Annotated in this window: 20 protein-coding genes and 1 pseudogene; 12 read left to right on the forward strand and 9 right to left on the reverse strand. The window is 70.9% G+C overall.

From position 1 onward, the window contains the following. The first annotated feature begins 21 nt into the window (after positions 1-21). From eccCa to eccB, 4 genes are read left to right on the forward strand one after another with little or no spacing between them, the layout of a single operon-like run. Positions 22-4,068 carry a type VII secretion protein EccCa gene (gene eccCa, locus ACTWQH_RS06685; RefSeq protein ID WP_443285410.1) on the forward strand — a complete coding sequence of 1,349 codons (4,047 nt, stop codon included), beginning with the start codon at positions 22-24 and terminating at the stop codon, positions 4,066-4,068. 56 nt (positions 4,069-4,124) lie between these two features. Next, positions 4,125-5,597, forward strand: coding sequence for a type VII secretion integral membrane protein EccD (eccD, locus tag ACTWQH_RS06690; RefSeq protein WP_443285411.1), 1,473 nt, complete (start codon positions 4,125-4,127; stop codon positions 5,595-5,597). 11 nt (positions 5,598-5,608) lie between these two features. Beyond that, positions 5,609-7,015: a S8 family peptidase gene (locus ACTWQH_RS06695; RefSeq protein WP_443285412.1), complete on the forward strand. Its 1,407-nt coding sequence runs from the start codon at positions 5,609-5,611 to the stop codon at positions 7,013-7,015. A gap of 2 nt (positions 7,016-7,017) precedes the next feature. Next, positions 7,018-8,421, forward strand: a complete 1,404-nt coding sequence (gene eccB / locus ACTWQH_RS06700; protein ID WP_443285413.1) for a type VII secretion protein EccB — start codon at positions 7,018-7,020, stop codon at positions 8,419-8,421. Here eccB and ACTWQH_RS06705 read toward each other — a convergent pair. After that, positions 8,393-8,578, reverse strand: a complete 186-nt coding sequence (locus ACTWQH_RS06705) for a hypothetical protein (protein WP_443285414.1) — start codon at positions 8,576-8,578, stop codon at positions 8,393-8,395. The two genes, eccB and ACTWQH_RS06705, sit on opposite strands and share 29 nt — an antisense overlap. 127 nt (positions 8,579-8,705) lie before the next feature. Between ACTWQH_RS06705 and ACTWQH_RS06710 the strand changes: the two genes are divergently transcribed. From ACTWQH_RS06710 to ACTWQH_RS06720, 3 genes are read left to right on the forward strand one after another with little or no spacing between them, the layout of a single operon-like run. Next, positions 8,706-9,887 (forward strand): type VII secretion protein EccE, encoded by a 1,182-nt coding sequence (locus ACTWQH_RS06710; RefSeq protein ID WP_443285415.1) that lies wholly within the window; start codon positions 8,706-8,708, stop codon positions 9,885-9,887. Next, a complete protein-coding gene (locus tag ACTWQH_RS06715) occupies positions 9,884-10,738 on the forward strand; it encodes a hypothetical protein (RefSeq protein WP_443285416.1) in 855 nt (284 codons plus the stop codon). Before ACTWQH_RS06710 ends, ACTWQH_RS06715 begins: the two co-directional genes overlap by 4 nt. A gap of 22 nt (positions 10,739-10,760) precedes the next feature. Further along, positions 10,761-13,004: a serine/threonine-protein kinase gene (locus ACTWQH_RS06720; protein WP_443285417.1), complete on the forward strand. Its 2,244-nt coding sequence runs from the start codon at positions 10,761-10,763 to the stop codon at positions 13,002-13,004. A 279-nt stretch (positions 13,005-13,283) separates the two neighbouring features. Here ACTWQH_RS06720 and ACTWQH_RS06725 read toward each other — a convergent pair whose 3' ends face one another. From ACTWQH_RS06725 to ACTWQH_RS06740, 4 genes and pseudogenes are all read right to left on the reverse strand, one after another. Next, on the reverse strand, positions 13,284-14,027 hold the full coding sequence (locus ACTWQH_RS06725) for a MerR family transcriptional regulator (RefSeq protein WP_443285471.1): 744 nt from the start codon (positions 14,025-14,027) through the stop codon (positions 13,284-13,286). A 54-nt stretch (positions 14,028-14,081) separates the two neighbouring features. After that, positions 14,082-14,258 (reverse strand): annotated as a pseudogene (locus tag ACTWQH_RS06730) (IS256 family transposase); the annotation flags it as partial. Between the two features lie 108 nt (positions 14,259-14,366). Then, the gene (locus tag ACTWQH_RS06735; RefSeq protein WP_443285418.1) at positions 14,367-15,908 is read right to left on the reverse strand and encodes a multicopper oxidase family protein; all 1,542 of its coding nucleotides are present in this window, start codon (positions 15,906-15,908) and stop codon (positions 14,367-14,369) included. Then, a complete protein-coding gene (locus ACTWQH_RS06740; protein ID WP_443285419.1) occupies positions 15,905-16,333 on the reverse strand; it encodes a hypothetical protein in 429 nt (142 codons plus the stop codon). Before ACTWQH_RS06740 ends, ACTWQH_RS06735 begins: the two co-directional genes overlap by 4 nt. 88 nt (positions 16,334-16,421) lie before the next feature. On the opposite strand from ACTWQH_RS06740, the gene ACTWQH_RS06745 reads away from it, so the two are divergent. Continuing rightward, complete coding sequence (locus ACTWQH_RS06745; protein WP_443285420.1) at positions 16,422-16,754, forward strand: PadR family transcriptional regulator; 333 nt, start codon at positions 16,422-16,424, stop codon at positions 16,752-16,754. Then, entirely contained in the window at positions 16,751-17,416 is a 666-nt protein-coding gene (locus tag ACTWQH_RS06750; RefSeq protein WP_443285421.1) for a permease prefix domain 1-containing protein, read from the forward strand. Before ACTWQH_RS06745 ends, ACTWQH_RS06750 begins: the two co-directional genes overlap by 4 nt. Positions 17,417-17,755: 339 nt before the next feature. Here the strand turns inward: ACTWQH_RS06750 and ACTWQH_RS06755 are convergent, their stop codons facing one another. The 3 genes from ACTWQH_RS06755 to ACTWQH_RS06765 all read right to left on the reverse strand — a co-directional run bounded on the left by ACTWQH_RS06755 (position 17,756) and on the right by ACTWQH_RS06765 (position 21,236). Next, positions 17,756-18,643, reverse strand: a complete 888-nt coding sequence (locus ACTWQH_RS06755; protein WP_443285422.1) for a phosphotransferase family protein — start codon at positions 18,641-18,643, stop codon at positions 17,756-17,758. 525 nt (positions 18,644-19,168) lie between these two features. Next, positions 19,169-19,753: a hypothetical protein gene (locus ACTWQH_RS06760; protein ID WP_443285423.1), complete on the reverse strand. Its 585-nt coding sequence runs from the start codon at positions 19,751-19,753 to the stop codon at positions 19,169-19,171. A 487-nt stretch (positions 19,754-20,240) separates the two neighbouring features. Then, positions 20,241-21,236, reverse strand: coding sequence for a phosphotransferase (locus ACTWQH_RS06765; RefSeq protein ID WP_443285424.1), 996 nt, complete (start codon positions 21,234-21,236; stop codon positions 20,241-20,243). Between the two features lie 275 nt (positions 21,237-21,511). Here ACTWQH_RS06765 and ACTWQH_RS06770 point away from each other — a divergent pair, with 275 nt between their 5' ends. The 3 genes from ACTWQH_RS06770 to ACTWQH_RS06780 all read left to right on the forward strand — a co-directional run bounded on the left by ACTWQH_RS06770 (position 21,512) and on the right by ACTWQH_RS06780 (position 23,519). Beyond that, positions 21,512-22,054 (forward strand): hypothetical protein, encoded by a 543-nt coding sequence (locus tag ACTWQH_RS06770; protein WP_443285425.1) that lies wholly within the window; start codon positions 21,512-21,514, stop codon positions 22,052-22,054. A gap of 52 nt (positions 22,055-22,106) precedes the next feature. Beyond that, positions 22,107-22,529, forward strand: a complete 423-nt coding sequence (locus ACTWQH_RS06775; RefSeq protein ID WP_443285426.1) for a hypothetical protein — start codon at positions 22,107-22,109, stop codon at positions 22,527-22,529. Positions 22,530-22,787: 258 nt separating this feature from the next. After that, entirely contained in the window at positions 22,788-23,519 is a 732-nt protein-coding gene (locus ACTWQH_RS06780) for a hypothetical protein (protein WP_443285427.1), read from the forward strand. A gap of 633 nt (positions 23,520-24,152) precedes the next feature. Here ACTWQH_RS06780 and ACTWQH_RS06785 read toward each other — a convergent pair. Further along, complete coding sequence (locus ACTWQH_RS06785) at positions 24,153-25,694, reverse strand: restriction endonuclease (RefSeq protein ID WP_443285428.1); 1,542 nt, start codon at positions 25,692-25,694, stop codon at positions 24,153-24,155. Positions 25,695-25,725 lie beyond the last annotated feature (31 nt).

Genomic DNA, 25,725 nt, shown 5'->3' on the forward strand with positions numbered 1-25,725 from the left:
GGACATGGAAGGAGCTGAGAAATGACCACCCCCACCACCCTCTTCCGCCGCCCCCCGCGCGCCGCGCAGCCGACCGTCCCCGAACAGGACGTCGTCGTCACGGCGCCGCCGGAGCTGCCGCAGCCGGAGGATGCCAACGCCTGGATGATGGCGTTGCCCGCCCTCAGCGGGCTCGGCTCCGTGATGTACATGCTGACCATGGGGCGCGGGCCCATCGGATACATCGTCGGGGCGATGTTCCTGCTCTCCGTCATCGCCATGGTCATCGGGACGGTCATCTGGCACCGCGCCAAGACCAAGAGCGTCATGCGCAACGACCGGCGCGAGTACCTGCGCTACCTGGAGCGCACCCGCGTCGAGGTGCGGAAGACGGCGCAGGCGCAGCGCGAGGCGCTGGAGTGGAACGCCCCGGAGCCGCGCGCGCTGTGGGGCGTGGCCGAGAGCCGGCGTATGTGGGAGCGGCGCAGCGGGGACGAGGACTTCGGGGTGGTGCGGATCGGCTCCGGGCCCCGCTACCTCGCCTCCCGGCTGGTGGCGGCGGAGACCGCGCCCGTCGAGGACCTCGATCCGCTGAGCGCGGCGGCGCTGCGCCGCTTCGTCGACACGCACGCCGTCGTGCCGGACCTCCCCCTCCAGGTGGCGCTGCGGCGCTTCGCCGCCATGTCCGTCACCGCCGGCGGCGAGCCGGAGGAGGCACGGGCGCTGGCCCGCGCGATCGTGGCGCACGCCGTCACCTTCCACTCGCCGAAGGACCTGCGGGTCGTGATCTGCACCCCCGTCATCGAGGGCCCGCAGTGGTCCTGGGCGAAGTGGCTGCCCCACGCGCACCACCCCACCGAGGTCGACCACGTCGGGCCGGTGCGGATGATGCACCCGGCGCTGAGCATGCTGGAGGAGTGGCTCGGCCCCGAGCTGACCCGGCGTACCCGCTTCAACCGCAACGCCGACCCCGACCCGGAGCTGCCGCACCTGCTCGTCGTGCTCGACGGCGGCCTGGTCACCGGCCTGGAGGCGCTGCTCGACCCGGGCGGGCTCCAGGCGGTCACCGTCATCGATGTGAACGGGCGCGCCGCCGGGCCGCTGGTGGAGGGGCACGGCGTGCGGCTGGAGATCGAGGACGGCAGGCTCGCCGTGGTGGCGGGGGAGACCCGGGACGAGCTGGGGCGGGCCGACGGTCTGTCGGTCCCGGAGGCGGAGGCGCTGGCGCGCCGGCTGGGGCGGTACCGCATGGACGCGGGCACGGCCACGGACGCCGAGGACCTGACCAGCGTGGTGAACTCCCTGCCGAGCCTGCTGGGGATCTCCGATCCGGGGCAGCTCGACCTCGAGGCGCTGTGGCGGCCGAAGCCGATGCGGGACCGGCTGCGCGCCCCGCTGGGCGTCTCGGCCGACGGCGGGCTGCTGGAGCTGGACATCAAGGAGGCGGCGCAGAACGGCATGGGCCCCCACGGACTCCTCGTCGGCGCCACCGGCTCCGGCAAGTCCGAGCTGCTGCGCACCATCGTCCTCGGCATGACGGCCACCCACCCGTCGGATCACCTCAACTTCGTGCTGGTGGACTTCAAGGGCGGCGCGACCTTCGCGGGCATGGCGCAGCTGCCGCACGTCGCCGCCGTCATCACCAACCTCGAGGACGACCTCTCCATGGTCGACCGCATGCAGAAGGCCCTGTCCGGCGAGATCAACCGCCGCCAGGAGGTGCTGCGCGACGCCGGGAACCTGGTGTCCGTCCGCGACTACGAGCGCGCCCGCCAGCGCGGGGCGAACCTGCCGCCGCTGCCGAGCCTGTTCATCGTCGTCGACGAGTTCTCCGAACTCCTTGCGCAGAAGCCCGACTTCGTCGACCTCTTCGGGCAGATCGGGCGGCTGGGCCGGTCCCTCGGCCTTCACCTGCTGCTGGCCTCCCAACGGCTGGACGAGGGGCGGCTGCGCGGCCTTGAGGCCCACCTGTCCTACCGCATCGGCCTGCGCACCTTCTCCGAGTCCGAGAGCCGCACCGCCATCGGCGTGCCCGACGCCCACCACCTGCCCAACGCCCCCGGCCACGGCTACCTCAAGACCGACACGGCCACCCTGCGGCGTTTCCGGGCGGCGTACGTCTCCGGCCCGTACCGCAGCGGCGAGGACGGCGGCGGCCCGGCGCTCGGCGGCGGACTCGGCGTACGCCTGTTCCCCGCGGCGTACGTGCCCGTGCCGGCCGACGAGCGGGAGCCGGAGCCCGAACCGGCCCCGGAGCCGGACGAGTTCGACGACAACGAGGAGCTGGGCACCACCGTGTTCAGCGTCATGGTGGCGCGCATGGCCGGGCAGGGACCGCGCGCCCACCAGGTGTGGCTGCCGCCGCTGGACGCCCCCGAGCCGCTCGACGCCCTCCTCGAGGACCTCGCGGCCCGCGAGCGGCGCGGCTTCGGCACCTCCACCTCCCGCCCGGCGCTCACCGCCCGCGTCGGCGTCGTGGACCGGCCCTTCCACCAGCGCCGCGACCCCCTCGACATCGACCTGTCCGGCGCGGGCGGCCACGCCGCGATCGTCGGCGGCCCGCTCAGCGGCAAGTCCACGGCGGTGCGGGCGCTGATCGCCTCCCTCGCGCTGCGCCACACCCCCGAGGAAGTGCAGTTCTACTGCCTGGACTTCTCCGGCACCCTCTTCCCGCTCGCCGGCCTGCCGCACGTCGGCGGCGTCGCCGGCCGCACCGACACCGAGCTGGTCAACCGCACCGTCGCCGAGGTGCTGGAGATGCTCCAGAACCGCGAGACCCGCTTCCGCGAGCTCGGCGTCGAGTCGATGGCCGGGGTGCGGGCGGCCCGCGCCGAGGGGCGGCTGCGGGATGAGCCGTTCACCACCACCAGCGACGTCTTCCTCGTCGTCGACGGCTGGCAGGTGCTGCGGCAGAGCTACCCCGACATCGAAGAGGTGCTGATGGGCGTGGCCGGGCGGATGCTGACGTACGGCGTCCACCTCATCGTCACCGGCAACCGCTGGATGGACATGCGGATGAGCCTGCGCGACCTGCTCGGCACCAAGGTGGAGCTGAAGCTCGGCGACGCCCTCGACTCCGAGGTCGACCGCAAGCTGCAGCGCGCCGTCCCCGCCGGGCGCCCCGGGCGCGGCGTCAGCCGGGACAAGCTGCACTTCCTGACCGCCGTGCCGCGCGTGGACGGCGTACGCTCCGCCGACGGCCTCGCCGACGGCGTGAGCGAGCTGGTGCGGCGCGTCGACGAGGCGTGGCACGGGCCGCGCGCGCCGAAGGTGCGGCTGCTGCCCACCACGTGGAGCCCGGCCGAGCTGCCTCCGGCGTTCGCGAATGGGGGTACCTCCCAGGCCCCCAGGGCCTGGGGGAGGCCCGGCGTCGCGATCGGCGTGGAGGGCAACCGCCTGGAGCCGGTCATGCTCAGCCCCGGCGAGGACGCGGGCCTGATCGTCCTCGGCGACAGCGAGACCGGCAAGACCGGCCTGCTGCGGGCCGTGGCCCGCCAGGTCATCGAGCGGTACGCCCCCGAGCAGGCGAAGATCCTCGTCCTCGACCACCGGATGACGATGCTGCGGGAGTTCGACGGCCCGCACCTGCTGGGCTACTCGACCACCCTGGAGCGCTCCATGGAGGTCGTCGCCGGGCTCGCCGAGGGCCTGAAGAAGCGGGTGCCGGGTACGGACATCACGCCCGAGCAGCTGCGGGACCGCTCCTGGTGGACCGGCCCGGAGATATACCTCCTCGTCGACGACTACGACCTGGTCGCCACCTCCCGGGGCAACCCGCTCGCCTCGCTGATGGACTACCTGCCCCACGCCCGTGCCATGGGCCTGAACATCTTCGTCACCCGCCAGGCCGGCGGCGCCGCCCGGGCCGTGATGGAGCCGGTGCTCGGGCGGATGAAGGAGCTGAACTTCCCCGCCGTGCTGCTCAGCGTTCCCAAGGACGAGATGCCGATCTGGGGCGTCAGGCCCGCCCAGCGGGCGAAGGGCCGGGGCCTGCTGCTGCACCGCAGGCTCGGCAACGTGCCCGTGCAGATCGCCCGCGAGGACTCACCCACCAGGGCCGCGAACAGGCCCGCGACGCCCGCCACCTGACCAGAGAGCCGACTGACCCGTAGGACCACGTAGGACCACGTAGGGACCCATGAGCCATGAGTGCCAGCCTCACCCACCAGCGATCCGCGCCCGCAGCCCCGACACCAGCCGCCACCCGGTCCGCCACGACGCCGGGACGAACGCCCGCGGGCACGGCGTTCGTCCGCATCGGCCTCGCCGGGCCCTCCGGGCGCGCCGACCTCGCAGTCCCGGCGGCCGTGCCCATCGCGTCCCTGCTGCCGACGCTGCTGCGGCACGCCGACGAGAACCCCGGGCCCGACGGCGGGGTCCGGCACGGCGGCTGGGTGCTGCGCCGCGACGACGGCACCCGTCTTGACACCGCCGCCTCCCTCGCCGAACAGGGCGTCGCCGAGGGCGACCTGCTCTTCCTCGCCCACGGCAACGCCGACGCCACCCCGCCGCTCTACGACGACGTCGTCGAGGTCATCGGCGAGCACGGCGTCCGCAACTCCTGGCCCGCACGGGCCACCCGCTACACCGCCGCCGCGCTCGCGGTCCTGGCCCTGCTGACCGGCTGCGCCGCGCTCGCCGTGGCCCCGGGCACGGCGCCCGGCTGGCTGGCGCTGGCCACGGCGGCCCTCGCGCTGGGCGCGGGCGCGCTCGCCTCGCGCGGCTTCGGCGACGCCAACGCCGGAACCCTCACCGGGCTGCTGGCCGTGCCGCCCGCCGTGGTGGGCGCCGTCCGGCTGCTGGGCGCCGAGCACGACGGGTCCGGGCTGGGCCCCGAACACCTGCTGCTGGCGTGCGCGGTCGTCGCCGTGCTCGGCATGCTGGGGCCGGTGCTGGTGGGCGGCGGTGACGGGGCGTTCGCCACGCTGATCGTCGCCGGCCCGCTGGGAGCGGTTGGGGCCGCCATCTGCACCATCTGGAGCGGCGTCACCGCCGCCGAGGCGGCCTCGGTCGCCGGGCCGCTCGCCCTGGCGCTGACCACGCTGTGGCCCACCCTCTCGCTGCGCGTCGCCCGCATCCCCGCCCCCCAGCTCGCCGCCACCACCGAGGAACTGGAAGCCCTCCCCAGCCAGCTGGCCCACGAGCAGCTGACGGAGCGGGTCGCCGCCGCGCGGCGGGTGCTCGGCGGCATGGTCCTCGGCAGCCACCTCGTGGCGGGCGCGGCGACGCTGTGGCTCTTCGCCGCCACCGAGCTGTGGGCGGGGGTGCTGGGCGGCGTGCTGACCGTGGCGATGCTGCTGCGGGCCCGGCTGTTCAAGGAGCAGGGGCAGGTCGCGACGGCGCTGGTGACGGCGTTCGCCGCGGCCTGCGGGGTGGCGGTGTTCACGCTGGCCGACCGGGCGGCGGACGCGGGGCCGCTGCTGGGCGTGGTGCTGCCGGTGGTCCTGACGATCGCCCTGGCCGCCGGCGGCGTGTCGCTCGCGGCCGGGCGCCGCCGCCTGAACCCGCGGCTGGCGCGGACGCTGGACATGCTGGAGACCACGCTGCTGCTGGCCGTGGTCCCGCTGATCCTTGCGGTGTGGGAGGTCTACAGCGCCCTTCTGAACGCGAGGGCGTGAGGGCCATGGCCATGAGCGACCACACGAAGCCCTCCCGAGCCGGGCGCCGTTCCCTCGCCGCCGCGCTCGCGCTCCTCGCCGCCGCGGCCACCGTCGTGCTTCCCGGCGCCGCCACTCCGGCCGCCGCCCAGGAGGGATGCCGCACGCTGCCGCCCGAGGGCGTCCCGCTGCCCGAGGGCAACAAGCCCCACCCCCTCATCGAGCGGCTCGGGCTGTACAACGCCTGGGACCTGTCCATGGGCGAGGGCGTCAGGGTCGCCGTCGTCGACTCCGGCGTGGACTCCCGCCACCCCGACTTCGGCGGGCGGGTGGAGCAGGGCAGCGAGTTCGACCAGGTCACCTACTACGACGACCCCGACGGGTACGTGGAGAACAACCCCGAGCGGCAGACGGACTGCAAGGGCCACGGCACCGCCGTGGCCGGGCTCATCGCCGCGAAGCGCGACGACGACCGCATGGTCGGGGTGGCTCCCGAGGCCACGATCTATCCCGTCCGCATCGTCGACGACATAAGCGAAACCTCCGACTTCCTGCTCGCCCGCGCCATCGAGGACGCCGTCGAGGCAGAGGTCGACGTCATCAACATCTCGATCACCACCCCCATCGACCGCGAGTGGATCCGGGACGCTATCAACGACGCCCTCGCCGCGGACATCGTGGTCGTCGCGTCGACGGGCAACGAGGGCAACAACAACGTCAGCGGCGGCAAGATGTACCCGGCCGCCTACGACGGGGTGCTCGGCGTCGGCGCCATCGACTACCTGGACGAGCCGATGGACGAGTCCAACGCCGGACCCTGGGTGGACCTCGTCGCGTACGGCGAGGACGTCCCGGTCCTGGCCGCCGGCGGCGAGGGCTACGGCGCTCTGCCCGGGACCAGCTTCGCCACCGCGCAGGTCTCCGGCGCCGCCGCGCTGGTCCGCGCGCAGTTCCCCGACATGTCGGCCGAGGACGTGGTCCAGCGGCTGAAGGACTCCGCCTCGCCCCTGCGTGGCGGGGACAACGACGCCACCGGCGCCGGCCTCGTCGACCCCTACGGCGCGCTGAACTACCTCCTCCCCGGGACCGGTGGCAGGGATGGTGACGAGGGCGGCGGCGCGGCATCCGAGAGCCGCATCCCCCTGCGCCCGCTGCCGGAGGACCAGCCGCTGCTCAGCTCCAACGAATCCACCGGGCTGGCCGTCAGCGGCGGGCTGCTGCTGGCCGTGGTCCTCGGGCTGCTGGCCGCGCCCGGGGTACGCCGCGCCGCCCGGCGCGGCTGGCGCCCCGGCACCGCGCCCGGACAGTCCCCCTCACCCGTCCCGCCGCCCCGGCCCGCGAACGCGACGGGCCCGCCCGCCGCCAGCCTCGGCTGGCTCGGCGGCGGCGGAGCCACGAGCCAGCAGACCGTGAACTCCACCAGGAATCGGACACGTTAGCCATGGCCACCACACGCGAACAGTCGGAGGCGTACTCGTACGCCAACCGCCGCATGAGCACCAGCCTCCTCCGAGGCACGGACGAGGCCCGCTTCGACCCGCGCCGCCGGCTCAACCGCGGGCTGGGCGCCGGGATTGCGATCGGCGTCCTCATCATGGCCGTGTTCGGCATCGTCGGCTGGCTCGGCGGCGGGCGCGGCCCGGGGCTGCCGAACGACGGCGCCGTCGTGGTCGGCGAGAGCTCCTTCGTGGTCGTCGACGGCGTGGTGCACCCCGCGCTCAACCACGCCTCCGCCCTCCTGGCCAGCGACGGCGAGGGCGACGCCACCGAGGTGCGCGAGGGCACCCTCAACGACGCGCCGCGCGGCCCGAGGGTCGGCATCCCCGACGCCCCCGACGCGCTGCCGGACGCCGACGACCTGCTGGACGACACCTGGACGCTGTGCGCGACCCCCGCCGAGAACGTCGTCGAGCCGACCGACACCGCCCTGTACGTCTCCGTGCCTGGCGTGCCCACCGGGGACGCCGAGAGCGGCGGGGAGACGCTGCTGGTGCAGACGGAGGACGACCGGCTGTGGCTGCTGACGGAGGGCCGGCGTTACCTCATCGATTCGACCGTCCAGGTCCGGCTGGAGCTGCGTCAGGAGCCCGTGCGGCTTCCCAGCCAGATCATCGCCACCGTTCCCGAGGGTCCCAAGATCGAGGTTCCTGGGCTCGGATCCGGCATCGGGGATCGGCCGTCGGTCGAGCTGCCCTTGGAGGAGATGCGCGTCGGCGACGTCGTCCACACCTACGAGGACGGCGCCGCCCGCCAGCACTACCTGGTGCGCCCGGACGGGCTGCTCCCCATCACCCCGCTGGTTTACGCCCTGCTGAGCTACGAGGACACCACCGGCGGCCACCGGATCAGCCTCGCCCAGGCCGAAGACGCGCCGGAGGCCGGCGGCGAGATCGGCGACGAGGCGTGGCCCGAGGAGGTGCCCGTGGCCGCCGATCCGGAACGCGCCCAGCCGGTCTGCATCAGCACCCCGCCCGGCAGCGAGCCGGGCGACACCCCCTGGCAGGCGACGGTCCACCTGCCGCAGACCATGCCCGCCCCCGAGGACGCGCAGGCCATCACCGCCGCCGATTTCGGCAAGCTGGGCCTGCTGGACGCGATCTACATGCCGCCCGGCTCGGGCGCCGTGGTCCGCGCCGTCGCCTCCGGCGGCAGGGGCGGCACCTACACCCTGATCACGGACAGCGGCACGGCGTTCGAATTCATCTCCTCGGACGCCGTCCTGCGCCTGGGATACGACCCGACCGTGGCGCCAGCCATGCCCACGGCCTACGTGAACCTGCTGCCGACCGGGCCCAAGCTGGACCCGGCGGAGGCGGTCAAGGAGCAACCGGGGGAGAGCCAATGAGCCCGAGGCTACGCATCACGAGCACGAGGAACACCAGAAACACCAGGAACACGACGAGGACCCCGAGCACGACAAGCACCACAGGCACGCCGAGCACGACGAGCACCACGACTTCGGCGGGCCCGAGCCCGAGCCCGAGCCCGAGCACCACCAACAACCCGCCCAGCCCGAGGCGGCGGCGGCGCTTCCGCCTCCGCCTCGGCCGTCCCCGCCTCCGCCTCCGCCGCATCGGGCTGCGCGCCCGCATCCGCCGCCTCCGGTTCGGCCGCGCCCGGCTCGTGGCCGTGGAGGCCGGGCTCGGCGGCGTGGCCGCCGGGCTCGCCATCCGAGAGGCCTGGGGCAGCTGGGGATACGTCCTCGTCGGCGCGGGCGCGCTGCTCGCGCTGGGGGCGTTGGTGAGGTTCCGCGGCGAGTGGGCCGACCGGCGGGTGCTGGCCCGGCTGCGGCGCGGCAAGCTGGTCGTCACCTCGCCGCCCGAGACGCGCACCCGCGGCCTGGGCGTCGCCCGGACGCTGCTGCCCGCCCTGGCCGTGACGCAGGTCGCCGACCGCAACACCCCGACCCGATGGGGGCACCTCCCAGGCCCCCAAGGGCCTGGGGGAGGCCTGGGCGTGATCTCCGACGGCCGCGGCCATGCCGCCGTCGCCGCCTTCCCCGTCGGCCTGCTGCCCATGCTGCCCGTCGCGATCGTGGCGCGGTGGCTGGCGGAGGACCCGGTCCGGCCGGCGGCGGCGCAGATCGTGGTGGAGCAGTTCGGCGTGCCGACCTGGGACTTCCACCACCGCTTCCAGCCCACGGTTGCCTACCGCCAGCTCCCCAACGGAAACGGCCCGGTCGCGGCGCGGTCCTGGCTGGTGGTGCGCTACGAGCCGCTCGACGCGCCCGAGGCCACCGACCGGCGCGGGGGCGGCGAGGAGGGCGCGCGTGCCGCCGTGGCGGCGGCCGCCGCCCGGCTGCGCGCCCGGCTTGCCGCGCAGGGGGCCCCGACCACGCCGCTGGACGCCGCCGACGTACGCCAGCTGCTGCGGCAGCTCGGCGACCCGCAGCCGAACGGCCGCCCCATGGCGTCGAGTTGGGCGGGAACGGCGGCCACGCACGCCACGCTCACCGCAAACGTCGCCTCCCAGGACGACTGGCTCCGCCTGCTGGCCGGCATGCGCGCCTGCACCGCCGACCGCGTGGTCGCCGCGGCGACCCTCACGGCCGGCGGCCCGGGTGCACCCGGCCTCGGCCTCGACCTCGGCAACGGCGACGGACTGCGCGTCCGCACCGCCGTGCGCGTCGTCAGCCCTCTCGCCCAGCACGCCACCTCTCAGCGCGACCGGCTGGAGGCGGCAGGCATCACCGGCCCGCCCGCCGAGGACCAGGCCGCCGGACTGCTCGCCACCCTGCCGCTCGCCTACCCCTCCCGCACCCTCGACGAGGCCACCGGCTTCGCGACCCTAGGAGGCACGAGAACGCGATGAACCTCGCCCCCGAACCCCCCACGATGGACCTGGCCTCGGCCTCGCGCCGCGGCCGCCCCAACGAAGAGCGCACCGTCGACCTCTCCGCGCAGAGCGCGAGGCACCTCCTCCCGGACGGCCTCACCAGCACCGACCCCGCGCCGCCCCCCGATCTGCCGACGCCCGACCTGGCGACCCTGCCCGAGGCAACCTGGCACGACGAGTCCGGCAAGCCCTTCGCGCTGGCGCCCGCCCGCACCGGGATCCACCTGGGCACCGGCCGCGACGGCCGGCCCGTGGCGTTGGACTGCCCCCGGGCCGAGGGCACCCGCATCGCGGTCCTCGGCGAGTCGCTGTTCGGCCGCGTGGTCGCGCTGCGCCTGCTGGCCACCGGCTCCATGGTCACCGCCGCGACCAAGGACCCGGGGCGGTGGAGCGGCATCCGCGCGGCGGTCGGCGGGCGGCTGGCGTTCACCGAGGACCCGGGCGCCTGGCCGCGCCAGACCCCCGCCCCGCCCGGGGTCGACGCGGGCCCGCAGGCGCTCGTCTGCGACCAGCGCCGCGCGCCGTCCACCGCCGCGGCCGCCGGCCCGTGGCGTACCGTCCTGCACGTCACCCGCCGCGCCCCGCGCCTCCCGCGCGGCGGCGCCTTCTGGCACCGCCCGGACGCGGTGCTCGCCCTGGGCGCCGAGTACGCCGAGCCCATCGGCTACCTTCTCGGCCCGGAGGCCGCCCGCCTCACCTCCGAGCTGGCCCCCGGCGAGATCGTCCTCTTCCGCCCCACCGCCACCGAGATCCTCCGCCCCGACATCGCCCCCGGCGAGAACGCCCTCCTCACGCCCGGCGCCCCGCCGCCCGCACCCCGCCGGTGACCCCTCACGGAGGTGACGCGCGATGACGATCCGTAATCCGCCGACTCTGGACGGGGCGAGCGCGATCGGGGACGCTGAACGCGGCGTTGAGAAGGGGAGGACAGCAGTGGAGGCGCTGTATCCGGAGGACCCGTCGGCCATCGGTCCCTACCGGCTGCTGGGGCGGCTGGGCGAGGGCGGGATGGGCCGGGTGTACCTGGGACGCTCGCCCAGCGGACGCATGGTCGCGGTCAAGGTCCTGCACAGCGAGCTGGCGCGGGAGCCGCACTTCAGGCGGCGGTTCCGCGCGGAGTTCGAGGCGGCGCGGCGCGTCACCGGGATGTGGACGGCGCCCGTGCTGGGTCACGACATCGAGTCGGCCGTCCCCTGGGTCGCGACGGGGTTCGTGGCCGGGCCGACGCTGCGGGAGGTCGTCGACACGCTGCACGGGCCGCTGCCGGAGAACTCGGTGTGGGCGCTGGCGTACGGCCTGGCGAGCGCGCTGATGGCGGTCCACCGCAGCGGGCTGATCCACCGTGACCTGAAGCCGTCGAACGTGATGGTGACGCTGGAGGGGCCGAAGGTCATCGACTTCGGCATCGCGCGGTCGGTGGACGCCAGCGTGCTGACGCGCACGGGCGGGATGGTGGGCTCGCCGGGGTACATGCCGCCCGAGCAGATCCGGGGCGAGAACGAACTGACGGGCGCGGTGGACGTCTTCGCGATGGGCGCGGTGCTGGCGTACGCCGCGACCGGGAAGGCCCCCTTCTCCTGGGACGGGGCGCAGGAGCACACCGTGATGTACCGGGTGCTGAACGACCCGCCGAACCTCGGCCCGGAGGACGGGCGGCTGAAGGGGGACCTGCGGACGCTGGTGCTGCACTGCCTGGCGAAGGACGCGAGGGACCGGCCGGGCCTGGCCGGGGTCCCGGGGCTGGCGGAGAAGCGGGCGGGCATGGAGTACTGGCTGCCGTCGGGGCTGACGGCACGCCTGGGTCAGTCCATCTCCGGACTGCTGGAGTTCGACGACCCCGACCGGCCGCCCTCCTCCTGGGGCCCGCGGCCGCCCTCGGCGTGGGAACCGCGGCCCGCGGCGGCGGCGTCATCCCAGCCGGCCGGGCGCAACAGCGAGCCCACGCAGATCCCCGGGGAGCCGCTGGGATCCGAGGCGCCGACCCCGCCGTCGCGCGACACCCCACCGCTGGCCGCCGTCGCCCCGCCGCTGCCGTCGCTGCCGCCGCCGCCCGTACCGCCGCACACGCCCCCCACGGGCCCGCAGCACCCGCCGTCCGCGCGGCGCTGGAGCCGGGGGCGTTACGCGCTGGCGGCGGCGTCCGGGGCGCTGGCGCTGGCGGTGTCCTCCTGGCTGATCGTGGCCAACGTGGCGGGTGGCGAGGGGAACGACCAGGCGGCGGGCTCAAGCGAGGACGCCGGGACCGGCGACGGCCCGTCCGAGCGGATGGACACGGGCACCGGCGACGGTGCCAGTCCCGAGGCGGATGGTGTGGATCCAGATGCTCCGCTGGCCGACCTCGTCCCGCAGGACGTGCGCGAGGCGGGCCAGCTCACCGTGCACGCCGCCGAGGCGGACGAGCCGGTCCTCTTCAACGATGACGAGACCAACGATCTGGCCGGTTTCGAGGTGGACCTCCTCGAGGAGATCGGGGCCCAGCTCGGCGTGCCCGTCGACTTCGCCAGAGAGGGGGAGGACGGGGACGTGGCCGGCCGGGCGGCCGTCCGGGAGGGCCGCGACTCCGCCTCGCACATCGCGGTCGGCGGCTTCGTGGACAACGACGAAGAAAGCGCCGACAAGGGCGGCGTGGACTTCGTCAATCACTTCGTGGACGGCTATGCCGTGATGAGCCGGGACCCGGAGCGCTACTCCGGAGACCTGGACGAGCTGTGCGGCCTGACGATCACTCTCTACCGAGACAGCCCCACCGAGGAGTCGGTGAACGACGACATCAGGGACTGCACCCGGCCCACCGACACGCGTCCGGTCGGAAGCAAGGAAGAGATGGCGAACGAGATCGTCGAGGGCCGGGCCGACGTGGCGGTGCTGCTCTACACGCAGGCGGACTACTACGCCGAGGTGGTGGACCGGCGCGCCGGGCTGGACGCCAGCTTCCCCGACAGCCAGCGAAGCTTCCGGGGCATCGCGATCCCGAGCGGGCAGGTCGAGCTGTACGACGCCGTCCACGGGGCGCTCCAGGCACTGATCGACGACGGCACCTACGACGATCTGCTGGCACAGTGGCACATAAGGCAGGCGACCATCATCAACTAGCCGGACGCGAACCGAGGCATCTGAACGCCGCCGTCTCCGCCTCCGCCTCCGCCTTTCCGACGCGACTGCGAGGCGTCCGTTCCGCCTGCGGTGGCCTCGGCGCGTCCGTCCTGGTCATGACGGCCCTGGCCGGGCCGCCCGGCCGTACGTTGGCGTGCGCGCCCCGGGGCGGTCGGCCGCTGGCGCTCGCGGCGCTCGCGGCGTTCGCGGCGTTCGCCGCGCACCGCCGGGAGCGCGATGGCGAGCCCGGCGGGGCCTGTCCTGGCGGGTGCCCTGGTGTCATTGGTCGTGGTTGTATCCCACCGCGAACGCCCGCTTGAGGTAGTCCCACGCGTCGGCGTCAAGCACGCCGTGTGTGGCGGCTTCCGGTCCCTTGCCGTCGATCTTCGCGTAGATCGCCGACAGGATGTGCCTGTCGCCGTCGGTCATCTCCCGCATCAGCTCGTTCCACTGCCGCGCGAGGGTCTGCGCCGCCGGGTCGGCCGGGTCCGTGTGCCGTTGGATCTCGGCTTTGATCTCGTCGACGAGGTGTGCGCACCGCGCTTTCCAGCGGGTGAACGCCTCGGCGAAGCCGGGTTCCTGGTGACGTTGCCGCGCCCGCGCACGTTGCTCGGGCGTGAAGTAGCTGGCTTGCATGATGGCCTCCATCGTGTCGATCAGCTGGTTGATCGACGGTTCCTGCGTCTGGTGGATGGTCTGCCGTAGTGCGAGGAGCCGCCGACGCGCCTGGCGCTGCCGCGTGATCACTTGATCGACGTGTTCCAGTTGCCCGCGTACTGCCAGTTCGAGATCGTCGACGTCCCCGTCGAGGGTCTGGGCGATCTCCCGCAGCGGCATTCCGAGGTGGCGTAGCGCGATGATCCGGTAAAGCCTGCGCACGTCGTCGGCCGTGTAGAGGCGGTGTCCGGCTGGCGACCGGGTGGCGGGTCGCAGGAGCCCGACCTCGTCGAAGTGGTGCAGCGCGCGCACGGTCAGTCCGGTCGCGTCCGCCAGTTCACCGACTTTCCACTGTCGCTCGTCCATCTGATCACCCACTCCGGACGCTACTGCCTCACGCGGCGTGAGGTGCAAGCCGCCGGCCGACTCGACGAGCTTGAAGACCAGCGCGAGGGCGGTGGCCGCGCTGCCTGCACACTTGGTGGCCTCCGTCCGGAGCCGCACGGTCGCGAAGGTCGACTCGATCGGATTCGTCGTTCGCAGGTGGATCCCGTGCTCGGCGGGATAGTCGTCGGACGCCAGCAGCTCGTCCTCGTCGTCGGGTGATCTTCTTGACCCCCCTTGGGGAACTTCGCACCGCAGGAGGTCTCGGCGAACTCCGTGACGGCCTTATCGGGCAGCTGACCGCGCGGGCACGGTCGGTCGTCAAACCGTGCGGACAGTCCCCATCATGGCCATGTCCTCGTGCTCGAGATTGTGGCAGTGCATGACGAACCTGCCCGCGTAGTCGGTGAACCGGACCGCGATGTCGACGACCTCGGCGGGCCGGATGTCGACGGTGTCCTTCCACCCGCCGTCGTAGTCGCTCGGCTCGCGGCCGTTGCGGCGCAGTACCTGGAACGGGTCGAGGTGGACGTGTACGGGGTGGTGCACGTCGGTGACCAGCCGCCAGATCTCCACCTCGCCGAGCGGGCTGTCGGCGAGCGAGCCGCCGGGCGTGAACGACGTGCCGTTGATCGTCCAGCCTCGGTGGTCGCCGACCGCGCCGCGGGTGAATCGGAAGGTGCGCATCCGTGCGCCCGCGGGTGGCGTCAGCGGCTCGAACTCGGCGAGTCGGTCCGGGATGCGACTGTCGTCGCGGGCAGGCCGGACCACGCGGAACCGCATGACCTGGCCCGTGCCACCACTGCCCAGACCGTTGACCATCGTGACCTCGGTGCCCGCGGGCAGCACGGAGAAGTCCACGATCACGTCGAACCGCTCCGCGGGCGCCAGCTCGATCGCGTCGTGCCGCACGGGTGCGGCGAGCAGGCCGCCGTCGGAGCCGATCTGCACCAGCGGCAGGTCCGGCCTGCCCGGCACGGTCATGGCGACGCGGTAGCGCCGCGAGTTCGATGCGTTGAGCAGCCGCAGCCGGTAGCGGGCGGCGTCGACCTCGTGCACCGGCCACGGCGCGCCGTTGACGAGCACGACGTCGCCGAGCACGCCCTCCATCCACTCGTCCTCGACGCCCGGCACCGACTGCATCTCCTGGTCAAGACCGGGGTAGGCGAACGTACCGTCCTCGGCGAACGCGCGGTCGCAGATCATCAGGGGCAGCTCTCGATCGCCGCGGGGCAAGGGCAGCGCGTCCTCGACGTCGTCGCGGACGAGGTGGAACCCGGCCAAGCCGCGGTAGACCGCCGGGCCGGTGAAGTCCATGCGGTGGTCGTGATACCAGAGCGTGGCGGCCCGCTGTTCCATCGGGTAGCGGTAGTCGCGCTCGTCCCGGCGGACGTCGCCCGTCATCCCGTGGTGGGTGGTCCAGTCGCGCGTGTCGCCAACGGGCAGCACCAGGTCCAGCGGCCACCCGTCGTGCTCGTGCGGGGTGTGCCCGCCATGCAGGTGCACGACGGTCGGCACGGACAACTCGTTGCGGTGCCGGACGGTGACGGGCCTGCCACGCCGGGTCTCGATGGTCGGACCGGGGAAGATACCGTCGTAGCCGAGGATCGGCGTGCGCACGCCGGGCAGGATCTCGGCCGGTGCCAGCCGTTGCGTCACCCGGTAAAGCTCGGCGCCGCTCGCGTCGGTGCCGACGGGCCGCGCGACCGGCGGCACCGGCAGCGGCACCCGGAACGGCTTCGGCAGCCGCAGTTTGCTGACCAGTTGCTCACCGGTCTGCCCGGCTTCGCCGAGCTCGCAGCCGGCCAGTGCCGCACCCGCGGCGGCGCCACCGAGGTGCCCCAGGAACGACCGGCGGTTCACCGGGCACCACCGCGCGGGCGGGCGGCGGACGGTGACCACACCCAGACGGCGAGCAGCACGGACGCCGTCACGATCGCGACCCCGAGCGGTATGTGCGCAGCCAGCGCGCGGGAGTGCCCCAGGCCGATCTGGAATCCGGTGGAGAGGAACAGCAGCACCACCACCGGGAGCACCCAGAGCCGCCCGCCGCGGACCACGTAGCCCAGCGTCGCGGCGATCAGCAGCAGCCCGATCGCGGCGAGCAAGGACCCGATGGTGCCGTGCACCATGATCGCGTCGACGTCGCCGGTGAGGAACTGACCCGCGAGCACGGGCTGGGCCAGCGCCATGACGAGGTACGCCGTGGTGACGATCCGGAGGAGCAACAGTGAGAGACGGGGTCTGCGATCGGCGCCCGCTCGCCGGGGCCGGAGAAGTGTGCTCATGCGGCAGACGCTATAAGTAGACAGCCTACTGGTGGATCATGGATTTCCCTGATCCGCACCCTGAGTTTGTTAGGTAGAGTTTCTACTGATGCGACCCGCAGCCGTCCGCGGCCACCTCGACGCGCTGATCCTCGCCGTGCTGGAGGACAGTCCGCGTCACGGCTACGCGATCATCGAGGCGTTGCAGGCACGCAGCGGTGGCGCGCTCGACCTGCCGACGGGCACGGTGTATCCGGCGTTGCGGCGCCTGGAGCGGGCGGCGCTGCTGTCCGGCTCGTGGAGCAGCGTCGCCGGGCGGAATCGGCGGACGTACACGCTCACCCGCGCGGGCAGGCACGCGCTCGCGAGGCAGCGCGCGGAGTGGAACGAGTTCATGTCGGTGGTCGACGCGGTGCTGCGCCCGGCAGGAGGCGCGTCATGACCACAGCAGACCCGATCACCGGCTACATCATGGCGCTCGAACGCGCGCTCCACGGTCCGCGCCGCACCCGCCGCTGCATGATCGCCGAGGCACACGCGGGCCTGTGCGACGCTGCCGAGTCCTACCGTGCCGGGGGATTGGCGCCTGACCGGGCCGCCGAGCTGGCGGTGCGCGACTTCGGCGAGGTGCACGAGGTGGCGCCGTCGTTCCAGGACGAACTGATCGCCTGGCAGGGCCGGTGGGCGGCGGTGCTGCTCGCGATCCTGTTCCCGGCGATGCTCGTGGGCTGGGACCTGCTGTGGATGAGCGGGACGGTGACCAGGAAGCCGGGCCCCGCACCTGACCTGGTTTCGGCGCTGGCCACCGTGGAGGACGCGGCGACCGCGGTGGTCGCCATTGCCGCGCTGGCCCTGCTCGCGATCACCTTCCGCCGTACGGTCTCCCCGCGCAGGCTGACGAGCGCGATCGGCCTGACGGGCACGGTGGGCGCCCTGGCCTGCGGCGGCCTCGCGGTGGCGATGAACGTGGCAGGCGGACAAGCCACGGCCACCTTGCTGGCGACGAACCCCGCCGCGGTAGCGGCCTTCACCGGAACCGGCGTGGTAATGATCCTGCTCGTCTGGCAGTCGGTACGCACACTCCGCGTGGCACGAGCGACCTGACCTCAACGACGGGACACCGGTAACCGCTTGGGCCACGAGCGTCTGTCGCCACCGCGGCCACCCGGTCGCGTAGACGGCGACACCGATCGCGCCGCGACAGCTGTGCCCTCCGGCCCGCCGACGACCCGGATTGCTGTCCCCGGGGGGTAAGGCGCCGCGATGCGCGCGCGGGAGGCGGCGGCCCAGGCGAGCCGGAACCGACCCGCAAAACGCCAAGACCCCGCCCGATCGGCGTGATCGGACGGGATCTCGTCAACCGTTCACACCTGGTCTCGCGAACGGTCCGGCCCTGGCCCCAGCGGGCATCTTTGTTGAGTGTGGCGCTGAGTGCTGTGTCGTCTATGGGATGACGGCCTCGATGCGATCGCGCAGCCTGGGCAGGTGGTCGATGCCGCGTCGGAGGTTGCGGTGATGGACGAACAGAGCGAGGTCGAGGGCAACCACGGCGAAGCAGTAGGCCAGGGGGCCTGGTCCGGCGACGCGTTGGCCGGCAGCGGTGATCAGGCGCTGTGCGGTGGGGTCGAGTTCGTCGGCTGAGAGGAGGGTGGCGTAGTCGAAGACTCTGCTGCCGCTGCCCAGAGCCTCGATGTCGATGACAGCGCTGATGCGACCGGCGTCGAGGAGGATGTTGCCGGGGCGGAAGTCGCCGTGGACCAGGTCGCCGGTGGGCAACGTCACCGGCTCGTGGGCGGCGAGCAGGCGCTCGCAGGCGTCGAGCAGATCCCGCCCGGCCGGGCCGGTCGCGGCGACCTCGCGCCGCATCTCGTCGCGCTGCTGCGTCAGGCGAGTGGTCACGTAGTGCGACCAGCAGTGGTCGGGGTTGGGGTCGAGGCCGGTCTGGCTTTCGAGGAGGTCGATCAGCAGCCTGGCGGTGCCGGCGTCCACGCGGCTGGCCGGGCGGCCCGGGATGAACTGTTGGATCTGGTAGGGGAACCCGCCCTGGCTGACGCCGACGGCGAGCCATGCCGGAGTGGGGTACCCCACGGCGCGGACCCGTGCCACGACGTCGGCAGCGTGGAGGACCTGAGGCGCCGCGGTCGTGTTCGGACTCCACTTGAGGACCGCTTGCCGTCCATAGGTGTCGGTCAGGAGCCAGGTTCCTGACTGGAACCCGCCGTCCAAGCGGTGGGCCAGGCGAAATCGGGTGCCGTGGTCGCGGTTGGCGTCGGTGAGAAGGGCGTGCGCCGTGTGGGCGTCGGCGCGGTCGGGCGTGGTGTCGTGGGGCATGGGGTGATCTCCTCGCGCATGGCGGATGGGCCGCCGTCGGCTACCGGCAGCGGCATTGCGGCTTCGGGTTCCGGCGGCCGGACGGGGGCCGGCGGCCGCGGTGAGATCACGCCACGCCCCCAGGCTACCGCGCTCTGCGATCGGTGAGTCGTGGCGCGTTCCGGTGGTCCGCCGAGGACGTCGACCACGGTGCTGTCCGAGCAACCGCCCGGAAGCCCGTCCCTGTTCGGACACCACCTCGAACAAGCGCCGGGAAACGACAAAGATCCCGACCGATCATGAAGAGCGGCGGGATCTCGTCAACCGCTCCCGAGCTAACTCAAGACCGGCCCCTGGGTGGGGTGTTCACGAGTGGGTCTGACATGCGGCGAACGTTCTTCGTCGAGATCGGTTCCCAGCTCGATGAAGATCGTTTCCTGTTGTCGGTCGGGGGTGCGCACCGTCGGTCTTCGTGGCGAACGTGTTGTGCAGGTGTAAGAGCCCGGTCGGCACCTTTGGCCTGCGCCCGGTGAGACGGCTGGGGCCTCAGCTCTCAGTATCCGAGGTGGTGTCGGAGTCGCCGGTCCGGCACAGGGCATCCTGGTACCCGTCGGCCCATGTGATGAGCAGTACGCCTGGACCCTCGTCGCAGCCAAGAATTTCCCACATGGAACCGGCCGACTCGGGTGAGGCCTCGACGGTGGCTGTGCCCCGGTATGAGTCCTGGGGGCCTGTGAGGTCGTCGAGGCTGTTGCAGTCGAGTTCTACCCTGAAATGGCCGTCGTTCTCGTCCTCGATGGAGCCGAAGCAGACTTTGTCCTCATCAAGAGCGGAGTAGGGACCGGGGCTGCCGACCGAGTCGGCGTCCCCCTTCTCGTCGATGAGGAGGTTGTAAACGGCGCCGTGGTCCGAGTCGGCCGGCATCCAGCCTCCGGCGAGGTCCTCAACGCCGGAGACGGTCGGGGTGGGGCTGGGGCTGCTGCTCGGACTCGGTGTGGGAGATCCTCCTCCTGACGTGGGCGTCGGCGTGGGTGACGGTGTGGCCGCAGACCTGTCGTCGCTGGCGGAACCGCCGTCATCGGAACAGCCGCCGATGGCCAGCACGGCGGCAACGGCTGCAGCTAGAGTCATGGGTCGTCTCATATCCCTCTTGATAGAGGGACCTGCCCGGGAGGGGTCCCCGGGACTTCGGAGTCCGCTCCCGGGAGCGCGGCTGTGCGGGGGCCTTCCAGCCAGACGACCGCCGCCGAATGCAGACCGGCAGTGACCAGCACGAACGCCTGACACCTCCGCACCACACACGGACATCCCGCACATCCAGCGGCGGCACCAACGGGCTTTCCGAACGTGGAAACAGCCTCCGCCACCTTGGCCAGCGTCCGACTGTGACTGCCTCAGCGGGCGTTCGCATTCGGACACCACCTCGAACACGCCCCGGAAACGCCGAGATCCCGCCCGATCTGACCGATCGGACGGGATCCCGTCAACCGTTCACACCTGGTCCCGTGAACGGTCCGGTGTGGGGCGTTGACGAGTAGGGGTGACGTGCGACGACGCGACCTTTGATGATCGTTTCCCGTCTGGTGGGCGATCGTTTCCCAGGGAGGAAGTGGGCGGGTCAGAGGGGTGGGTCCTGAAGCAGTTCGCGTAGCCAGCGGGCGACGTGTGCGTCATGGTCCGCTGCTGTGAGGTGGGCGCCGGGGAAGACACGTCCCCAGGTGTCGGCTCGGCTGATCACGGCGACTCGGCAGGCGATGCTGGCCAGGCGTCGTAGGTCGGTCAGGGTGTTGCCGTGTTCTGTCCAGGGTTCGAGGTATGCGTCGCGTACGCGGGAGAGTGCGGTGGGTGCACGGGCGGAGCCGAAGTGTTCGCGGATGACGCGGGCGGCGACCAGCAGGCTGGTGAAGGGGTGGGCGAGGGAGGCGTCTCCCCAGTCGAAGAAGATGTACTGCCCGCCGCTCGCCAGCACGGAGCCATCATGAAGGTCGGAATGGTCGAGGGAGGACGGGACCGTGGAGGCCGCCAACTGCTGGCACCAGTCGGTGAACAGCGGGAGTCGGTCGTGCAGTGCCGCACGCTCGTTGGGTTGGAATGCGCTCGTGGACTGCAGGTGCGCCGAGAACCGTTCCGGGAGGCGGGAGGGCTGGAAGTCGGGTAGGCCCAGGGCGAGCAGTTGATCTGTGTGCGGTGTCAATGCGCGTTGCATTTGGGCGTACTCGCGCATCATCTCCTCCCAGCTGCTGACGTGCCTGAGCGTCTGCGCGAAGAGAGGGCCTCCGTCTGGCATCAGTGACCAGGCGCGTGAGGTGTCCACGGCGAGTGGTTCGAGCACCTTGCCCGGCACCCAGGTATGGAGCGCTTGGGCGAGCGCCGGCTCGAAGGCCGACCCGGGCGGGTTCGCTTTGAACCAGGCCAATCGCCCGTTCGACAGCGGGATCCTCAGCACCACTGACCATGGCCTGAGCCGTGCCTGGAGTCGGCCTTGTGGCGGTGCGTTGTGGCGGGCCAGCTGCCGGGTGATCCAGTGCAGAGCCTCGCTCCTCCAGGCTGGGTCCTCCCAGGGGGTGGTGGCGTCATAGCCGCCGGTCTCCACCGTGATCGCATCGGCGTCCATGCGGGTATCCCATCACGCCGTGGAAGATCCGGCCGCTTCGAGCTGGGATGGGCTCGGGTGGTCGGTGCTGGTGTGGTAACGGTCGTCTGCTGGGCGGGAGTTGTCGGTTTGGGGCATTGGTGGTCTGCTCCTGCGATCTTCTGGCTGACGGCCCTACGGTGGTCTGGTCTTTGGCCCAAAGGATGGCGGACTGCCTCGACAGCGGGGTCGGGGCTGGGCGTCTCGGGCCAGGCTTCCGGATCTCCGGTCATCTGCCTGGGGGAGCGTGCGCGGGCGTGTCCGCCGACCATATGCGCTGCGTCCTATCGGTTGAAGTGGATCTGTCCTGGGATGGCTGTTTGTCCAGCCGGTATGGATGGATCGTGATCCTTGATCCCGACACGTCCGCGAAGATCACCCGCTACCGGCCCAGGAACGCGCCGCCGGCCTGGTGCGAGGTCGCGCCGCGGGTGAGGTCCGTGGTCGCCGCCGCGGTGAGCGCGGTTTCCTACGACGTTGGGCGGTTGCTGCACGTGACCGCGGCGTTGGCGCTGTGGGCAGAGAGGATGGGGCTGGAGCGGGAGCCGGACGTCTGGCTGCGGAATGAGAACATCGGTGCCTTTGTCCTCTCCCGCGTCGGGGACATCGGGGCGTCGTCGGTGCGGACCTACCGGACGTGGCTGCTGCGGGTGCGGGATGCGCTGGCCTGGAGCGAGCGCGGGGAAGCCGCCCCGGTCCGCTTGCACACCGAAGCGCATACCCAGCAGCCCTACACCCGGACCGAGCTGTCCGGGTTGCGGCACTGGGCGGCCGCATCTGCCTCACCAGCAGCGCACTGATGCCCTCGCCCTCCTGGGGCTTGGTGCGGGTTTCGGGCTCACCTCGAAAGAGGTGGCGGCCAGTCGCGGTCATCATCTGCGGTTCCTGCGGCACGACGGGCCGGTTCTGCACACCGGGGTCGACCGCCTGGTTCCGCTGGTGGCCCGCGCCGGCTGGGAGCGCGTGCTCGAGGCCCTGGTCGAAGCCGCGGGCGCCGGTTATCTCTTCCGCCCCCGCCGCACTGTCGAGTACGCCAAGAACCTGATCAGCTCCTGGTCCCTGGCGCACCGGCCCCCGCCTGGCCTGCCCGCGCTGTCGGTGGGCCGACGGCGGGCCACCTGGATCGTCGAGCTGATGACCGCACGCATCGACCACGACCTCATCGTGAAGGCCGCAGGGCTCGCCTCCGCCGCCTCTCTCGCCCGCTACCAGCACCACGTGCCACCGATCGATGATGCCACTGCCGTGACGCTGCTGCGGGGAACCGGCCGGTGACCACGCCCCGGGCCTGGCGGAACCCGGGGAAGATCACGCGATGCAGGCCCAGGTCGGCCAGCGACGCCCCGGCCCTGATCCCGGACTCGAAAGTCGGCCAGCTCAATGCGCTGCTGCACTCCTCGGGCGTGCTGAACCTGATCGACGCCCACCTCGCCGGCCGCCCCGGACCAGCCGGCCTGCCAGTGCGGACTGTGCTGGTCGGCCTGCACCCACCACGGCGCCCTCCTCGTCGACGGCTCCCTGGCCTGCCCCGCCATGCCCGCCGCCCTGGCCCATGCCACCACCGGTCTGGACGACAAGGCCGTCCGCGCGATCGACCGCGACGCCCAGCTCGCCGAACGCATCGCCGCCCGCGAGGCATTCTTCTTCAAGCTCAAGCAGTCGCCCGACACACGAGGCGCGATCCGGCTGCAGTGCCCCGCCGCCGGCCCCTCGCCCTCGGTGACCTGCCCCCGTTTCAACCAGGTCCACCGCATCACCGCACCCCGGCCCACGGTCGTGGACCTCACCAACCCGCGAGCCACCGCCGCGGCCAGGGCGGCCAAGCCCACCGTCCCCATCCCGCCAGCCGAACGCGTGCGACCGAAGCCCAAAGGCGAGCTGCCTAGGGTCTGCCAACGCACCACGATCACCGTCCACCCCGGCGACCTGGGCAAGATCGACAAGTACCGCCAGGACCGGTACTACCTCCACCCGTCCTGGCACGACGTCTACCGCCCCGTCCGAGCGAACACCGAGGGCCTCAACGGCAGGGCCAAGAGCCACGGCATCGACATCGCCGACCCCAGGAAACGCCTCGCTCACGGCCGCGTCGCCCAGACGATCCTCCCGGCCCTGATGATCGCCACCATCAACGTGAACATCCTGTCGAGCTGGCACAACGCGACCGGCCAGACACCCATCGCCGAACCGGAAGCGACCCCCGAGCCGACCGGACACACGCCACCACCCCCGACCACGGACGGGCTCTCCCCACCCCGGCAGTGATACCAGTCCGAACCCCTGACATCCCCGCACCGTCCAGGCGGCATGCGCACGCCCGGAAGCAGCCCCGGCACGCCTCCAGCACCTTGGAACCGCCTCCGTCATCGGCCCACAGGCCGCCGAGCAACCGCCCCGGAGCCCATCCCCGTTCGGACACCACCTCGAACAAGCCCCGGAAACGACAAAGATCCCGACCGATCATGAAGATCGGTGGGATCTCGTCAACCGCTCCCGAGCTAACTCAAGAACGGCCTTAGGTGTGGGGTGTTCACGAGTGGTTCTGACCAGCGTGTTCTCGGCCCTTCCAAGATCGTTCCCCAGATCGACCAAGATCGTTCCCCAGGGACCAGGTGGGGCGTCGCCGGGGTGGAATCCCGCTGAGGCGTATTCGACTATGACAAGCTGCGGTGCACGAGATCTGAACTAGACCGTCAACTCGACAGTCTGGACGCTGCGCGGACCGACCCCACATGTCCTCCCCCGGCGGATCGCCAGCGTCTCGCCCCTGTCGAGCTCAAACATCGTTGGCGGACGCTGCGGCGCTTCATGATCACCAATCCCGGATCGGCGCCATCGCCAAAAAGTCCTTATTCTCAAAATTTGTGGAATGAAGCCCGGTGAGAACGTCGATTCTAATTAATCAGAGTCAGCAGTAACGATATCGCGGTAGCGACCTGCAATATCGGGGTTGCGGCGCAGGCGATCTTCGATTTCATTCCTTCCCCACCAATCCGTAAAGTAGTCCCCTCGTTCACGGAGACGGATAAGGAAGTCGCTTGCAGTTACGCCAACTTCATTGGATGCTGCAAGCAGATACCCCTGCGCATCGTGATGCTCTATAATGTCGCGGACATCTGGGATCTTTGATTTTCCTACGGATTTCGCCGAGGCTTTACATTGAATTATCACCCTTCGCTTGCGGGTTAGACGCGCCGCATTCTCTTCGGTTACGCCGTTGTCTTGGATTGGTGTAAACCATTCAGCAATGTGGTCGCGACCTCCATCTGGCTCGTTTGCAGATCCGACGGCTCGAACTGTTTCCACCCCAGGCTCGCGCACTAAAAGATCGTGTACCAAATCTTGGAACCTTCCTCCATCGATCTTCGGCGCCCAAACGAACTTTTGAACAGGAAAGAGGAATGATGCCTCGTCCTGGTGTCGTCGAAGAATTCTAGCTCTTTCTTCATCGAATTTCCGGTAGCCAGTCTGCGCACCCGCTATTATAACGATCTCGCTTCGGGCTGTGACTAGGCAATTTTCCAGCGCGATCACCGGAGGTGTAGTGTCTGCCTCTTCCCTGGCCAGCGCGTCGAGCAGCTCAGTCATTCTACTGACTGTGTGCGCGGGAAGATAATTCCGCAAGCTTCCTCGCAGCTTAACATCCCCCGTGACTCCAGAAAGTTGCTGCCGACTAGCCTTTCTTATGGCCATATCAAACGCATCCGATATTTCCGCACCTTGAAAAATGGAGATATCCTCGGAGGCGCATCGGTAATAAAACCATGCTGGCGCACCTCTGCTGCCGTATGTATCCTCGACGGGATCAACGGACTTGCCGAGACTGCGAGTGACTGACTCGACCCAAGGGATTAACTCCTCATCATCCTGACTTTCTAAACTGGACTCCTCAGGATGCATCGGGAAAACGCTGTGAAGAAAGTATTCGGTCCAATAAAATTGCTCAATTATCTCACGGAGGCCAGCAAAATCTCCATCCGAGCTGTGGAAATACCCCCCGTTTGGCTGTCCAATAGCCATAAATCTTGCATAAATTTCAGCCTCGGCGGTTCTGGCGGCAGGATGCGGGACGTCCAGAAGGGCACATGAAGCAATGCCCTTCTCTGCAAGGTGGGACGCTGCGATGACAGAGAAGGCGTCGTGAAGATCTGATCTCTCCCCAGGCCATTCCCATGAAGTTGTACGCAGATAAAAAGCGGCGAAAATTGTTTGGTCATCAACTATATCCATCTGCATGGATATAGGAGAGCATGGGATCCTAATCCTCGCCCCAGATGCTGTCTCATCGGTCTCGAAGCCTTTCTCCCTGGCTATTTGTAGGATTCTTGTCAGCCCGGCCTCAGTGGTCATGGTATATGCTTTCACTCCTTCATTGGAGGCGTTTTGTAGAAATGCTATTAATCGGTGAAGTTGGAAAAATCTTAGGTTGAAAATCTCCATGCCGCAATTATCGCAGGACAGTAGGAATCCA

Origin of the sequence: Streptomyces sp. 6N223, from assembly GCF_052246635.1 — a bacterium.
Classification (GTDB): domain Bacteria; phylum Actinomycetota; class Actinomycetes; order Streptomycetales; family Streptomycetaceae; genus Streptomyces.

Excerpts from the sequence above, each read along its gene's own strand:
- eccCa (WP_443285410.1), top strand. The coding sequence starts at position 22 with ATGACCACCCCCACCACCCTCTTCCGCCGCCCCCCGCGCGCCGCGCAG.
- eccD (WP_443285411.1), top strand. The coding sequence starts at position 4,125 with ATGAGTGCCAGCCTCACCCACCAGCGATCCGCGCCCGCAGCCCCGACA.
- ACTWQH_RS06695 (WP_443285412.1), top strand. The coding sequence starts at position 5,609 with ATGAGCGACCACACGAAGCCCTCCCGAGCCGGGCGCCGTTCCCTCGCC.
- eccB (WP_443285413.1), top strand. The coding sequence starts at position 7,018 with ATGGCCACCACACGCGAACAGTCGGAGGCGTACTCGTACGCCAACCGC.
- ACTWQH_RS06715 (WP_443285416.1), top strand. The coding sequence starts at position 9,884 with ATGAACCTCGCCCCCGAACCCCCCACGATGGACCTGGCCTCGGCCTCG.
- ACTWQH_RS06720 (WP_443285417.1), top strand. The coding sequence starts at position 10,761 with ATGACGATCCGTAATCCGCCGACTCTGGACGGGGCGAGCGCGATCGGG.
- ACTWQH_RS06725 (WP_443285471.1), bottom strand. The coding sequence starts at position 14,027 with ATGGACGAGCGACAGTGGAAAGTCGGTGAACTGGCGGACGCGACCGGA.
- ACTWQH_RS06740 (WP_443285419.1), bottom strand. The coding sequence starts at position 16,333 with ATGAGCACACTTCTCCGGCCCCGGCGAGCGGGCGCCGATCGCAGACCC.
- ACTWQH_RS06745 (WP_443285420.1), top strand. The coding sequence starts at position 16,422 with ATGCGACCCGCAGCCGTCCGCGGCCACCTCGACGCGCTGATCCTCGCC.
- ACTWQH_RS06750 (WP_443285421.1), top strand. The coding sequence starts at position 16,751 with ATGACCACAGCAGACCCGATCACCGGCTACATCATGGCGCTCGAACGC.
- ACTWQH_RS06755 (WP_443285422.1), bottom strand. The coding sequence starts at position 18,643 with ATGCCCCACGACACCACGCCCGACCGCGCCGACGCCCACACGGCGCAC.
- ACTWQH_RS06760 (WP_443285423.1), bottom strand. The coding sequence starts at position 19,753 with ATGACTCTAGCTGCAGCCGTTGCCGCCGTGCTGGCCATCGGCGGCTGT.
- ACTWQH_RS06765 (WP_443285424.1), bottom strand. The coding sequence starts at position 21,236 with ATGGACGCCGATGCGATCACGGTGGAGACCGGCGGCTATGACGCCACC.
- ACTWQH_RS06780 (WP_443285427.1), top strand. The coding sequence starts at position 22,788 with ATGCCCGCCGCCCTGGCCCATGCCACCACCGGTCTGGACGACAAGGCC.
- ACTWQH_RS06785 (WP_443285428.1), bottom strand. The coding sequence starts at position 25,694 with ATGGAGATTTTCAACCTAAGATTTTTCCAACTTCACCGATTAATAGCA.